Genomic DNA, 14,700 nt, shown 5'->3' with positions numbered 1-14,700 from the left:
GTGAACGGCGCGGCGAACCGCGCCCATTAAGTGATTAGAAACGGAAGGTTGCGGTCGCAACGACCTGACGCTCCGCGCCCCAGAAGCAGCCATAGGTCTGGAAGCAGCTGGCAACATAGTCGCGATCGAGCAGGTTGTTGACGTTTACCGCCAGGCTGGAGCCTGCCAGCCCAAAACGGGCCAGATCATATTTCACGACGGCATCCATGACCGTCGCGCTGGCAACTTTGAAGCTATTGGTTGGATCGCCGTAGGTTGAGCCGACGTAGCGTGCACCGGTCCCTAAGGTCAGGCCGGATAACACCCCGTCGTTAAAGGTATAATCGCCCCACAGAGAAGCCATGTGTTCCGGCACCTGTTCTGGCCTATTCCCCTTCAACGTGGTGTCTTTGGTATATTCCGCATCGGTGTAGGTATATGACGCCGTCATATTTATATTGGCGTTTAACGCAGCTTTAGCCTCCAGCTCCACGCCGCGCGCGCGAATTTCTCCCGCAGGCACCTGCGCCAGAGGATTCGTTGGATCGGCTGTCAGGTTATTGGTTTTGGTAAGCTGATACACCGCCGCCGTCAGCACAATAGGACGATCTTTAGGAACGTATTTCACGCCCGCTTCATACTGTTCGCCTTTGGAAGGCGCGTAAGATTGACGCGGCTGACTCCACAGATCGAATGAGTTTGGCTCAAAGGACTGGCTATAGCTGACATATGGAGAAATACCATTATCAAACAGGTAGTTCAAGCCACCGCGCCAGGTGAACTTTTTGTCGTTGCGCTCAATGTAGCCGCCGCCATCGCCTCGAACGGTCGTCGCTTGCTGAGACCAGTCATAACGTCCCCCCAAGGTCAGGAACCATTTGTTCCACTGCGCCTGATCCTGCACATACAGACCGGTTTGCTTGCTTTCGTTCATCTGATACGGAGCAGCATCGCTGAAAGCGAAATCTTCGCGTACGGGATTGTAGAGGTCAAGAGCAGGCGCGCTACCGAACGTGGCGTTAATATCATTGCGCATACGCATGTAATCAACACCGGTCAGTAAAGTATGATCGACACTACTGGTCGCGAACTTGCTCTCCAGTTGAGTATCCACGCTGAAGTTTTGCAAACGCTCATTATCAACCACCGTACTACGATTCAGATAGTGGCCAACATCAGCTACCGGGACCGTTGGGCATGTTGCGGTCGTGCAGATCCCCGTCCCATAAACGCTTTGCTGCGCGGTTTTCATTTCGGTAAAGCGCAAATTTTGGCGCACGGTAAACGTATCGTTAAATCCGTGTTCGAAGCTATAACCCACCATTTTCTGGTTACGGGAATAGGTATTATTGCTAGCGCCTTCGTTAAAACGGGTCGACAGATGAGAACCGTTTGGCAACGCCTGGACCATGCCTTCCTTCGGCAGCCAGCCGTAGTAACCTGTTTCCGGTTCATTCTGGAAATAGGAGAGGAAGGTAAAGTTAGTTTTATCATCAGGACGCCAGCTGAAAGACGGGGCAATCGCATAGCGCTGCTGCTTCGCATTATCCTGTTGTTCATTATTGGAACGGGCAATACCGGTCAAGCGATATGACCACACGCCAGCGTCATCAATCGCATCGCTGAAGTCAAAACCGGTCTGGAATAGATTATCCGTCCCCATTTTGAACTGAACTTCTTTGATTGATTCGGTGGTCGGACGTTTGCTGACCATAGAGATAATCCCTCCGGGATTACTCTTACCGTACAGTACGGAAGTCGGCCCACGCATAAGTTCGACACGCTCGAGCATATAGGGATCGATGGCGGCATCGTTGTAAAAATTACCCTGCAGCTTAAGACCATCCAGGTAGTTGTTCTGGTTCAGCCCTATCGAAGAAAAACCGCGGATAATAACAAAATCGTAGGTGCTGGAAGCACCACGACTGCTGACCGACACGCCTGGGGTATAGCCCAGGGCTTCCTTCACCGACTTCGGCTGATGAATATTCATCTCTTCGCGCGTTACCACGGAGATAGATTGCGGTGTCTTTTCAATCGGAGTATCGGTTTTTGTCGCAGTAGCAGAACGTTTTGCCGCAATGGTCGGTGCCGGCCCCCAGGCACTTTCCTGGTCGGCAGGAGCCGCAACAACGGTAATAGTTTCTTCTTTTTTCGGTTCAACTGCTGCCTGTGCATAAACAGACATGCCGCTAACCGCTGTGGCTACTACAACTGCGATTTTACGCAGTGAGTGATTTGGCTGAGCAGTTTTTGGACGCGCCATGGGTATATCTCTGATGGAAGTGAATGATAACGTAAACGAGAATTATTATTATGACGAATGACATAATAGGCGAAACGTTAAATACAAGGCAAGCGATATGCCCCGCATCGAATACCGAAGGATGAAATAATAACCAGTCAGTTATTGTGGGGTTAAGTTGCTGTTAATTAATAACCATAAATAAAAAAGCCCCCTGATACATTCGCATCAGAGGGCTTGATATCGCCTGCGGTTAGTTACCGCCGAACATGTCCTTAATCCAGCCCGCTACGCCATCGCTCTTTTCCTGCTTCGCTGGCTGTTGCTGCTGTGTCGCTGGCTGCTGCTGTTGCGGCGGCTGTCCGGACTGATTGAACGGGTTGTTCTGCTGCTGCTGCTCCAGCTGCTGCTGTTGCATCAGTTCGCCCTGGCGACACAGCGCATCCGGGTTGGTGGTCCATACCGGAAGGCTACGCATCCCGCCGCTGCACACGAAATTACCGCTGCTGTCCACCCCCATATCCACCACGTCTTCCGGCGGCGTCAGAACCAGCGGCGTCGGCGTCTGGTTAGCCAGATAGCGCTGATAAATGGACATCGCGCCGCTGGCGCCGTACAGCCTGGTCGGCTGGTTGTTATCGCGGCCCACCCAGGTAATCGTCACCTGGCTACCATCGATCCCGGCAAACCAGGTGTCGACGTTATTGTTGGTGGTCCCGGTTTTCCCTGCCAGATGCAGACCCGGATACTTCGCGCCCAGCTGACGGCCGGTACCGCGCTGCACAACCTGCTGCATGGTCCACAGCGTCATATAAGCGGCCTGCGCCGGTACCGCACGCTCTGCCTGCGGATAGCTCTGATACAGCACGGTACCATCTTCGGCAATCACCGAACGCAGCGCCGACAGCGTTGCGCGGTTACCGCCGCTGGCAATGGTCTGGAACGCCTGCGCGACTTCAATCGGCGTCAGGTTCAACGCCCCGAGGATCATGGCCGGCACCGGGTGCAGCTGATCTTTCGGCGCCCCCAGTTTGCCCCAGGTATCGGTTACCGCCGGTAAGCCCAGCGCCATCCCAAGATTCACGGTCGGCACGTTCATCGAACGTGTCAGCGCGTCCACCAGCATCACCTGGCCGCTGAAGCGGCGATCGTCGTTCTGCGGAGACCAGGTTTGCCCGTTCGACAGACGAATGGTGACGGGCGCATCGGCAATCGAGGTGTTCAGACGATACTGATTCGGCAGGCTCAGCGCGGTCAGATAGGTGGCCGGTTTTGCCAGAGAACCGATGGAACGACGGGCCTGCATGGCGCGGTTATAGCCGGCAAACTGCGGCTCCGCTCCGCCGACCATCGCCCGCACTTCACCGGTAAAGCGGTCAACCACCACCATCGCGGTTTCCAGATCCGGCAGCTTACGCTGTTTTTTCAGCGCCGGAATACCGTCGGTCGCCGCTTTTTCCGCGGCTTCCTGCGCGACCGAGTCAAAGGTGGTAAAGATCTTCACGCCGGAGAGATCTTTCACCTTGTCGCCCAGCCGGGCCTGCAGTTCCTGGCGTACCATCTGCATAAACGCCGGCTGCGGAGAAATCACTCCGCCACGCGGCTGCACGCCCAGCGGACGCGCGCTCAGCATGTCATACAGCTCCTGGTCGATCACATTCTGCTGCTGCAGCAAGCGCAGGACCAGATTGCGGCGTTCCAGCGCCAGCTTCGGATTACGCCACGGGTTGTAAATCGAGGCGCCTTTCACCATCCCCACCAGCAGGGCCTGCTGGTCGAGGCTCAGCTCTTCCACCGGGCGACCGAAGTAATAGAGGCTCGCCAGCGGGAAGCCGCGAATTTCGTTATCGCCGCTCTGGCCGAGGTATACCTCGTTCATATACAGCTCAAGGATGCGATCCTTGCTGTAACGAGCATCGACGATCAGCGCCATATAGGCTTCGTTCGCTTTACGCCAGTAAGAACGTTCGCTGGAGAGGAACAGGTTTTTCACCAGCTGCTGGGTCAGGGTACTGGCCCCCTGCACCGTGCGCCCTGCCGTCAGGTTCGCCAGTACCGCACGACCAATCGAGTACAGGCTAATGCCGTCATGCTCATAGAAGTGGCGGTCTTCGGTCGCCAGCAGCGTATCCACCAGCAGATCCGGGAAGCCGCTGCGTTTAACGAACAGGCGCTGTTCGCCGTTTGCCGACTGCAGCATGGTGATCAGACGCGGATCGAGACGGAAGAAGCCGAACTGACGGTTGTTCTCCATATTCTCAATCGTTTCCAGATGATCGCCGTCGAAGGTCAGACGCGCGCGCACCTGCCCCTCTTTACTATCAGGGAAATCAAACGGACGGCGAATCATCTCGATGCTGTTGGCCTGCACGGTATACTCGCCCGGACGCGTCATCGCGCTCACCTGACGGTACTGCGTGGCGTTCAGCAGACGCACCATTTCGTTTTTGCTGATCTGCATATCCGGTTCGAGGTTGACCATCCGGCCATACACCGCCGCCGGGAGCTCCCAGACTTTGCCGTCAATGCGGCTACGGATTTTCTGATCGAGATAGACGCCGTAAGCGGCAACCAGCACCGCAATGACAATCCCTATCTTGATCAGCAGCCACAGCCAGGTACGCTTCCGGCGAGGTTTATTACCTTTGCCTTTCGCTTTCTTCGGCATCGGCTCTTGATCCTCATAATCATCATCGTAATCATCGTCGTAGTCCTCATCCCGGACCCGACGACGGGTGACTTTTTGTTTCGCCGGACGCGAGGGTTTCCCCTTACGTCCGATAGGCTCGCGGTCATCTCCCGCCATGCTTTTTCTCCGCAACTGTCAGGCGTAAAAGCCTGATTCTCAATGCTTCCTCTTACGAGAGGAAGAAGATATCTCTCAAATTCACGCCCGGGATCTCATCCAGCAGGCGACCATCTCGCGACCACCGCGCTGCGCGCGGTCTTCGTCTCACGGCGCGATCACGATATATCTCTATGTTTTCATTTGAAAATGAACAGGATAAATCATTATATTGCACGCTGCGCCTGAGGAAAATTTTGGGACATAGCACGAATAGTCCAGGCGACACAGGATAGCACTAAACCGGGACAGGCTTAACCAGCATTTTACTCCCTCATAACGTAACAAAAGGGAAAATATTATGTTTTTTAATAACATAAAAAGTATCCCTGGCTCCCCATAACGCATCAGATCGATCAGGTCCTGTTGCTCCGCTAAAAACTGAAAACTTTAGCGCTCGATAAATATTATATTCTGACTGTGACAAGAAATATTCTGGCCAGAAGTAAAGAGAAACTTTAAGTCATCTGGCGTTCAAAATGGGAGCGAGATAACAATTATATATAATAATATTTCCTGATGACAGCATGGAAATATTTGTTAAACTGTCGGTCAATTAACCATTCTTGTTTAATCTATTATGCGAACTTCCGTTATATTTCCGCTGCTCATGATTGCCGTTCTGGCAGGCTGCCAACAGAACCGTTCGTCGACCTTAAGCCCCGCCGTGAGCAATGAAGCCCAGCTGGAGCAGCTCTCCTCGGTCGCGGCCGGCGCGCGCTATCTGAAGAACAAATGTAACCGCAGCGATCTCCCCGGCGATGACACCATCACTCGCGCCGCGTGGAATGTCGGGAAAAAAAGAGGATGGGCAAATATCGATTACGCCGCGCTCAGCGCGCGGAGTACGCAAATGTATCAGCAGTTGCAGCAGGACAGCACGCCGGAAGCGACAAAATGCAGCCAGTTTAATCGCCAGCTCGCGCCGTTTATTGATAGTTTATACCCTAAATAATTCAAGCGGCGGAAAGACAGCGCCGCGATGAATCCCCCGCAGCGTATATTAGTCTGTGGCCGGGATGAACGAAGAACGTTAACGTACGGGTATACGCAGCGAATAAGATGAAGAAATCGTAATTGCCCGTTTTATTCGCTATCGATTTATTCCCCTTGCGAGCTATCCGCAATAATTCCCCCAGGCCAGTCGTCAAGTGCGGCAAGCGTAAAGGTTTTACCATTAAAACTGAATACGGTGACATCCTGCTGGATCTGCTCAATCACCAGATTGGGTAGCGGCGACTCCCCCTCTTTCCAGGGCTGACCATTTAACACGATACTGCGTTTCTCCGCTGACGAGGCGTACACATGTGCGCTGTAGCGTAGCGCAGGCAGATTATCGTCATCAACGCTGACCGGTGCTTGCGCCTCCACGGGGGCCGGGACCGGCGTCAGCGCTTTGTGCGGCGGAGGCGCGAGCGGTACCCGCGCCGCGTGCGCCACCGGTACCCGCAATTTTTGCGCCGCGGGTGTATCACGCCACTGTTCACCGCCAAACCAGCCGAGGGCCATAAATAGCGCCGCATAGATCGGCACGGTCAGGCAGGGAACCTGGAGCATGCGCCCAACGACGACCGGCGTTTGCGCGTCCCGCGCCATTAAGGCGGGCAAGGAATACTCTTTATCATCGGAAACGATCATCCGCTCTCCTTTACCAGCAAAACGGTAGCCCGGCGAAACTCACCGGGCTACCGGGCTTCTGAACGAAGGTCAAGGAACAGATCCGGGTTACTTACTGCTCACCGGTATGCCTGCCCCCTGCACATCGCCCTGCGGTTTTTCCAGCACCGCCACGGACCAGGCGGGGAGCGTAATCGCGCCATCGGCGGCAATTTCCACGCCGCTCGCCAGCGAGCCATCGCCCGCGGCCTGTTGCACCGTGCTCAGCTGGAGATTGTCACCCGTAAAGTCGTTAAGGGTCCGGCTCTCCGGCGCGGCGTTAATCGCCACCACCAGGCCATCAACCCGGCTATCCAGGCTCGCCCCTGCCTGCACGCCATCATCGATAGTCATGATCAGCAGACCGGCCAGCTGATCGGTTCCGGTATTACGGAAATCGACGCGTTTCATCACCGCCTTCCCGTCACCTAAGGTGAACAGCGGGGACGATTTACGCAGCTGGGTGAGCTCCTGATAGAACGCGGTCATTTGCTGCAGTTCAGCCTCGCCTGGAGTGGCGACCATCTCCTTCACGCGGGCGATCAGATCATAGTTACTGCCGTCATCGCTACTGCGCGGCATCCCGACGTTGAAGTTGTTGTCCTGCATCGCATAATCCACGCGGTTGAACCAGTCGCCGGAATCATAAGAGTCGCGGGTAAAGGATTTGGAACGCAGCAGCTCCGACCCCTGCTGATCGAAGGCAATCCCCTGTCCCAGCATCACCGTCGCCAGCGATACCGCCTGCATACGCACGCGCGTATTCAGGTCAGCCTCCTGCGCCGCTTTGTAGCTAATCATATCCCACAGGGTCTGGTTATCGTGTTTCGAAACGTAGTTGACAACCTCTGTCGGATCGGCAGCATAGCCGCCAGGGGCGCCGTTGTAGTCGATCTCGCTGCCCTTTTTCACCGCGCCGTCTTTATCAATCAGGATAAAGTCGGCAAGGTTGCCGGCCATGCCCAGACGGGTCAGATCGGCAAGATGACGGACATCCTCTTCGCTCTGACGGGTAATCTCGTTAGGCAGCACCCCGGCGCCACTGCCGACGCCCTGGTTCTCACGTAGCGCATCGCCGGAATCAAACGGACCGCCGCCGCGTACGGAATCTCGCAGACGATCGGAGAAGGTGCCGATACCGGTGCCTTTCAGATTGATTTGTGAAGCGATCTCAAAACGGTCGCTCTGGTTAGAATCCCAGCCTTCACCGAAGAAATAGATATCCGGATTTAACGCTTTCACACGATCCCATGCCGACAGAATCTGCGCTTTCGGGTGATAACCCATCAAATCGAAACGGAAAGCATCAATCTTATAATCGGTGGTCCATACCGCCAGAGAATCGGCGATAAGCTTGGCGAACATGCGATGTTCCGGCGCAGAGTCCGAACAGCAGGTTGCCGACTCGACGCTGCCGGTGGTTTCGTTCAGACGCTGATAGTACCAGGGGACTATTTTATCCAGCACCGAAGTGCGGTCAGTCGGCCCGGCGGCATTGGTATGGTTATACACCACGTCCATAATGACGTTCATCCCCAGATCCTGCTTGATCGCCTGAATCATGGTGCGGAACTCTTTGATGCGCGTCGTGCCTTCCGGGTTAGTCGCATACGAGCCTTCCGGCACCGTATAGTGGAACGGATCGTAACCCCAGTTGTACGAGTCGGTCTGCGCTACCAGTGTGTTCAGTGCCTGAACCTGCGGATTATCCTGGCTATCGTTCTGCCTGAGCTGATTAAGCACCTCTTCCACGGTCGAACCACTTGCGCAATAGCCGGCAAACTCGCTGCTCTTCACCGCACTGTTGATTTCGCACAGGTGGCTGAACGGCTGCTGGATATCGGCAACTTTATCAGTGAACTCATTGACCGTCGCCATATCGAAAACCGGCAGCAGTTCAACGTGGGTCACACCTGAGGCCGAGAGCTGTTTCAGGTGCTGTACCATATTGCTGTCCTGGGCGGTTAACGCGAGGTATTTGCCGCGCAGTTCGGCCGGAACGGTCCGATCCCAGGCCGAGAGATCGCGAATGTGCGATTCATGAATCGTCATTTTCGCCAGATCGGCTTTGGTTTTCTGGGCGTGCGGCATCGCCAGGCTATCCCAGCCTTCGGGCTTGAGATCGCTGTCGTTGAGATCGACGACCTGGCTGTACTCCGAGTTCGTCGACAGGCTGTGTGAGTACGGGTCGGTAACTTCGTACTGCTCAACTTTGCGTGACTGCGGATGGTAAACCGTCAACGCATAACGATAGAACGCCCCTTTCAGGTCGCTACCGCCCTGCCACGACCAGGAGCCGGAAGCGCTGTCGCGGGTCATCGGCTGACTGGCAACCACTTTTTTATCTGCGCTGTACAGCACCAGATCGACCTGCTGCGCGGTTGGCGCCCATACGCGGAAATCGACGCCGCCGTCGCTCACCTGCGCGCCGTAATTTAACGCTTCTGCCGCCTGCGCATAGGTATCATCCAGCACGCCAGCGGTTTGGACCTGCGTGGCGGAGATCAGCGTCCCATCCTTCTCAGCGGCAATCGCCACCGTCTCGCCTTGCAGCAACTCATCCACTTTCGCCTCGTCCGGCAACTTGAACGCCGCATAGCTGGAAAGCTGCGGAAAACGCATGCTGACCTGCTGACTAACGGTGGTTGGCGTCAGTTTCAGGTAACGATCGGTAAATTTGCCTTCGCCGTCGGCGGCCACTTTACTGCTGTGGCTGTAGTACAAGCGCACGATAGGTTTGTCTTCCCCGCCCGGCCACAGCAGCGTGGTTTTATCCACCCAATGGGCCTCGGCAAGCGCCACGCCGAATGCCGCGCGAAACGCCTCGGCGCGGGTGTCATAGATCGTACTGTTCCCGGCGATCACCGAGACCGTACGGTCGGTAAAATCGCTAAACGAGACGCGCAAATCGCTGTCGATCAGCTTGTCGGTGCCATCTCTGACGATGACATTGATACAGCCGCTCTCTTTATTCAGCGGAATCACCCAGTACGGGCCGTATTTATCGCTGCCTGCCGGCGTGGTACTGACGTCATTCCAGTCCGCCATCGGCGCGCTTAATGCATCGCAGGTTTCATTATTCCACAGATACAGGTTTTTACGGCTGTAATCCGCCGCACTTGTGCCGGTGATCCCGGCAATATCAACCAGATGGATGACGGCCTGATTCGCCGTCGCCATAACGGCTTCGCCAGGAACCGCCACGGCGGGTAAACGCACCACGACATCCTGGTTATCAGGATTGCCGGGATTATCAGGTGAGCCAGAGGAAGAAGATGAAGAACTATTATCGCAGCCGCTAAGTAAAATCAACGAGCCAAGGAATAGGGCATTACAGGTATATCTGAGCATTCGATAGTCCCTAATATGCTTAATAATTTATGAAAGGTCAGGAAAGATGTTTATCTGTAAAGCGTCGCAATTAGATATTTTTGTTTTCCCTGGTTCAATCATCCATTCACAATTTATGGGGGGGCGTAGGCGGCCGGGGGAGTAAAAATAAAAAGGGAATGACGACCCGGATAGCGAAACTCATTATGCTTCGCGATGACCAGGCCAGCATTAGGCAATAAAAGCTCGGCATATAAAAAAGCCCCCACCAATATCGGTAGGGGGTGCCTGCAGATCCGAGGGAAATAAAATGCGCAAGGAAATAAAAATACCTACTTCTGTGATGCGGTTAACATTAACAAATAAAAAAATACTTAATTACACCCCTCATATTGTGACATCCATCATATTATTAGCTATTGCTCAGCAGCTGGCGAAATTAAGCTGGCGGATAGTTTTTCCGCCAGCATCGCCGACGATTGAAATTAACGCTACGCCGATCTCCTCCCCCACAATGCGGGCGCAGAGCGGCGAATTACCTTCGTTCACCCTGTTTGGTCACGCAGCAACCATCCCGACATCCGCTACGCCCGCCGGCAGCCTGGCGCAAGCGCCTCTCTCCTCGCTTAAATTACGGGTGACCGGCCTGCTCGCCAGCAGCGACGCCAGGCGTTCCATTGCCATAATGGCAAAAGGAAATCAGCAGGTTAGTCTTGGTGTGGGTGATAAAACGCCGGGTCACGAAGCCCAAATCATCGCCATTCTGCGCGATCGAATTATCGTCAACTACCAGGGCAGAAACGAAGCGATACTGCTTTTTAATGACGACAGCACAAAAACAAATTCCGCCGTGACGCCTTTGGTCCATCAGCGGGTCAACGACATCCGCCAGCAGCCGCAAAATATTCTTCATTACCTCAATATTTCTCCGGTGATGGTAGATCAACAGCTCAGCGGATATCGGCTTAATCCAGGTAAAGACCCGACTCTGTTTCGTGAGTCAGGTTTACATGAAAACGATATTGCGGTGGCGCTAAATGGCCTCGATCTTCGCGACCAGCAACAGGCCCAGCAGGCAATAAAACAGCTACCGGAACTCAGTGAAATAACGCTAACCGTCGAACGGGATGGTCAGCGCCAGGATATCTATTTAGCCTTGAGGGATGAATAATTGAGGAGCACAATGCTTTCCCGTCTGCTTTTCACCATGTTGATGATATTCAGCAGCCTGTTATTCAGAGCAGCAAGCGCCGAAGAATTTTCCGCCAGTTTTAAGGGCACCGATATTCAGGAATTTATTAATACCGTCAGTAAAAACCTCAATAAAACGGTGATCATCGATCCCAGCGTTCGCGGGACAATTACCGTGCGTAGCTACGATATGCTCAATGAAGAACAATATTATCAGTTTTTCCTGAGCGTGCTGGATGTCTATGGTTTCGCGGTCATCAATATGAACAACGGGGTACTGAAAGTCGTGCGTTCAAAAGATGCCAAAACCGCCGCGGTTCCGGTCGCCAGCGATGCGGCGCCGGGCGAAGGCGATGAAGTGGTCACCCGCGTGGTGCCGCTAACTAACGTTGCCGCCCGCGATCTGGCGCCGCTGCTGCGCCAACTCAACGATAACGCCGGCGCGGGCAGCGTGGTGCACTATGAACCCTCTAACGTTCTGCTGATGACCGGGCGCGCGGCGGTCATTAAACGGCTGCTGACCATCGTCGAGCGCGTCGACAACGCCGGCGATCGCAGCGTGGTGACGGTCCCGCTGTCGTGGGCCTCCGCCGCCGACGTGGTCAAACTGGTGAACGAGCTGAACAAAGACACCAGCAAATCCGCGCTTCCCGGTTCAATGGTAGCCAACGTGGTGGCCGACGAGCGAACCAACTCCGTACTGGTGAGCGGCGAGCCGAATTCGCGGCAGCGAATTATCACCATGATTAAACAGCTCGACCGTCAGCAGGCGGTACAGGGCAATACCAAAGTCATCTACCTCAAGTACGCCAAAGCCGCCGATCTGGTCGAAGTGTTAACCGGCATCAGCAGCACCATGCAGAGCGAAAAACAGAGCGCCAAACCGGTGGCGGCGCTGGATAAAAATATCATTATCAAAGCCCACGGCCAGACCAATGCCCTGATTGTCACCGCCGCGCCGGACGTCATGAATGACCTGCAACAGGTGATAGCCCAGCTGGACATTCGCCGTCCGCAGGTGCTGGTGGAGGCGATTATTGCCGAGGTCCAGGACGCCGATGGCCTCAATCTTGGCGTACAGTGGGCCAACAAAAACGCCGGAATGACCCAGTTCAACAACAGCGGCCTGCCGATGTCGACGGTGATTGCCGGAGCCAATCAATACAACAAAGATGGTACGGTCACCAGCTCCCTCGCCAGCGCGTTAAGCTCCTTTAACGGTATCGCCGCCGGCTTCTATCAGGGCAACTGGGCGATGCTGCTGACCGCGCTGTCCAGCAGCAGCAAAAACGATATCCTCGCCACCCCCAGCATCGTCACCCTCGACAACATGGAGGCGACTTTTAACGTCGGTCAGGAGGTACCGGTACTCAGCGGCTCGCAAACCACCTCCGGCGATAACATCTTCAACACCGTCGAGCGCAAAACCGTCGGCATCAAGCTGAAGGTCAAACCGCAGATCAACGAAGGCGATTCGGTCCTGCTGGAAATCGAACAGGAGGTTTCCAGCGTCGCCGACTCCGCCTCCAGCACCAGCTCGGATTTAGGCGCCACCTTCAACACCCGGACGGTCAATAACGCGGTGCTGGTGGGCAGCGGCGAAACCGTGGTCGTCGGCGGGCTGCTGGATAAAAGCGTCACCGATACCGCCGATAAGGTTCCGCTCCTCGGCGATATTCCGCTGGTTGGCGCGCTTTTCCGCTCCAGCAGCAAAAAAGTCTCGAAGCGGAATCTGATGCTATTCATCCGCCCGACGATCATTCGCGACCGCGATAGCTACCGCCAGGCCTCTTCCGGCCAGTACAGCGCCTTCAACGAGGCCCAGACCAAACAGCGCGGTAAAGAGAACAACGACGCCCTGCTGAGCGAAGACCGGCTGCATATCTATCCGCAGCAGGATACCGTCGCCTTCCGCCAGATTAGCGCCGCCATCGACGCCTTCAACCTGGGAGGCAAGCCATGACGCCAGTCGCTGAACAGCGCCCGCTGCTGCCTTTTGCCTATGCTCGCGCCCACAATATCGTGCTGTTAAGCGATGGCGCGTCGTGTCTGGTCCGCTGCCTCGCCAGCACGCCCGCTCAGGCGCTGCTTGAAGCGCGGCGGGTGGCCGAGCGCCCTATTGCGATTGAACGCCTGGCCGACGAGGCGTTCGAAAAACTGCTGGTGCTCAGCTACCAGCGCGACTCCGTTGAAGCCCGGCGCATGATGGCGGATATCGGCAACGAGCTGGATTTGTACACCCTGGCCGAAGAGCTGCCGGACACCGATGACCTGCTGGACAGCGAGGACGATGCGCCGATCATCCGCCTGATTAACGCCATACTTACCGAGGCCATCAAAGAAAAAGCCTCGGATATTCATATCGAAACCTATGAACGCCATCTGCAAATTCGTTTTCGCGTTGATGGCGTCCTGCGCGAAATCCTGCGCCCGCAGCGTCGGCTCGCCGCACTGCTTATTTCACGTATTAAGGTGATGGCGAGCCTGGATATTGCGGAAAAACGCGTGCCTCAGGACGGGCGCATGGCGCTACGCATCGGCGGCCGCGCCATTGACGTGCGCGTCTCAACGCTGCCCTCCAGCTACGGCGAGCGCGTGGTTTTACGTCTGCTGGATAAAAACAGCGTCAACCTCGATCTGCTTACTCTGGGGATGCCACCCGCGCTGTTGCAGCAGGTGGATACGCTGATGGCACGCCCCCACGGCATCATTCTGGTGACCGGCCCCACCGGTTCGGGGAAAAGCACCACCCTGTACGCCGCCCTCAGCCGCATCGATGCCCGCGAGCGCAATATCATGACCATTGAAGACCCGGTCGAATATGAGCTGGAGGGCATTGCTCAGACCCAGGTGAACGCCAAAGTGGAGATGACCTTTGCCCGCGGCCTGCGCGCTATTTTGCGTCAGGACCCGGACGTGGTGCTGGTCGGGGAGATCCGCGATGGCGAAACGGCGCAAATCGCCGTTCAGGCCTCGCTCACCGGACATCTGGTGCTCTCCACGCTGCATACCAACAGCGCGCTGGGGGCGATTTCCCGCCTGCAGGATATGGGCGTCGAACCCTTTTTACTCTCCACCTCGCTACTGGCGGTGATGTCGCAGCGCCTGGTGCGGCGGCTGTGCCCGCACTGTCGCCAGCCGCGCGCGGCCGATAGGCAAACCGCCTCCCGGATGGGGATCGCCGTCGGGACGCCGCTGTGGCAGGCCATCGGCTGCGCGGAGTGCGGCTTCACCGGCTATCGCGGGCGCACCGGGATTCATGAGCTGCTGCTGGTAGACGATCGCGTGCGCATGGCTATCCACCGGGGAGAAAACGAAGTCACACTGATCCAGCAACTGGCCGCGGACTACACCACCCTGCGCGATGCCGGACGGGAGAAGGTGCTGGCCGGGATCACCAGTTGGGAAGAGGTGCTCAGAGTCAGCGAACAGCAAACGGAGGAAACACGCTAAG

8 protein-coding genes are annotated in these 14,700 nt (G+C 55.8%); 4 read left to right on the top strand and 4 right to left on the bottom strand.

The features are described from left to right. Nucleotides 1–34 precede the first annotated feature (34 nt). A complete protein-coding gene (gene fhuA / locus ACI2JR_RS04580; RefSeq protein WP_462477984.1) occupies nucleotides 35–2,245 on the bottom strand; it encodes a ferrichrome porin FhuA in 2,211 nt (736 codons plus the stop codon). A 232-nt stretch (nucleotides 2,246–2,477) separates the two neighbouring features. Continuing rightward, nucleotides 2,478–5,030 carry a bifunctional glycosyl transferase/transpeptidase gene (gene mrcB, locus ACI2JR_RS04575; protein WP_132729859.1) on the bottom strand — a complete coding sequence of 851 codons (2,553 nt, stop codon included), beginning with the start codon at nucleotides 5,028–5,030 and terminating at the stop codon, nucleotides 2,478–2,480. Nucleotides 5,031–5,649: 619 nt separating this feature from the next. Between mrcB and gspS the strand changes: the two genes are divergently transcribed. Then, nucleotides 5,650–6,024, top strand: a complete 375-nt coding sequence (gspS, locus tag ACI2JR_RS04570) for a type II secretion system pilot lipoprotein GspS (RefSeq protein WP_462477983.1) — start codon at nucleotides 5,650–5,652, stop codon at nucleotides 6,022–6,024. Nucleotides 6,025–6,170: 146 nt separating this feature from the next. On the opposite strand, the gene gspB is transcribed toward gspS, so the two are convergent. After that, on the bottom strand, nucleotides 6,171–6,707 hold the full coding sequence (gene gspB / locus ACI2JR_RS04565; protein WP_462477982.1) for a type II secretion system assembly factor GspB: 537 nt from the start codon (nucleotides 6,705–6,707) through the stop codon (nucleotides 6,171–6,173). An 87-nt stretch (nucleotides 6,708–6,794) separates the two neighbouring features. Then, nucleotides 6,795–10,076, bottom strand: coding sequence for a pullulanase-type alpha-1,6-glucosidase (gene pulA / locus ACI2JR_RS04560; RefSeq protein WP_462477981.1), 3,282 nt, complete (start codon nucleotides 10,074–10,076; stop codon nucleotides 6,795–6,797). A 307-nt stretch (nucleotides 10,077–10,383) separates the two neighbouring features. On the opposite strand from pulA, the gene gspC reads away from it, so the two are divergent. From gspC to gspE, 3 genes are read left to right on the top strand one after another with little or no spacing between them, the layout of a single operon-like run. Then, nucleotides 10,384–11,226 (top strand): type II secretion system protein GspC, encoded by an 843-nt coding sequence (gene gspC, locus ACI2JR_RS04555; protein ID WP_462477993.1) that lies wholly within the window; start codon nucleotides 10,384–10,386, stop codon nucleotides 11,224–11,226. 12 nt (nucleotides 11,227–11,238) lie between these two features. Beyond that, nucleotides 11,239–13,209, top strand: coding sequence for a GspD family T2SS secretin variant PulD (gene pulD / locus ACI2JR_RS04550; protein ID WP_462477980.1), 1,971 nt, complete (start codon nucleotides 11,239–11,241; stop codon nucleotides 13,207–13,209). Further along, entirely contained in the window at nucleotides 13,206–14,699 is a 1,494-nt protein-coding gene (gspE, locus tag ACI2JR_RS04545; protein WP_462477979.1) for a type II secretion system ATPase GspE, read from the top strand. The genes pulD and gspE overlap by 4 nt, the downstream gene beginning before the upstream one ends. Nucleotide 14,700: the final 1 nt, after the last annotated feature.

The organism is Klebsiella sp. NPDC088457, from assembly GCF_044900465.1.
Lineage (GTDB): Bacteria > Pseudomonadota > Gammaproteobacteria > Enterobacterales > Enterobacteriaceae > Klebsiella.
The sequence above is the reverse complement of the archived record's forward strand: the minus strand, read 5'-3'. Positions and strand labels throughout refer to the sequence as shown.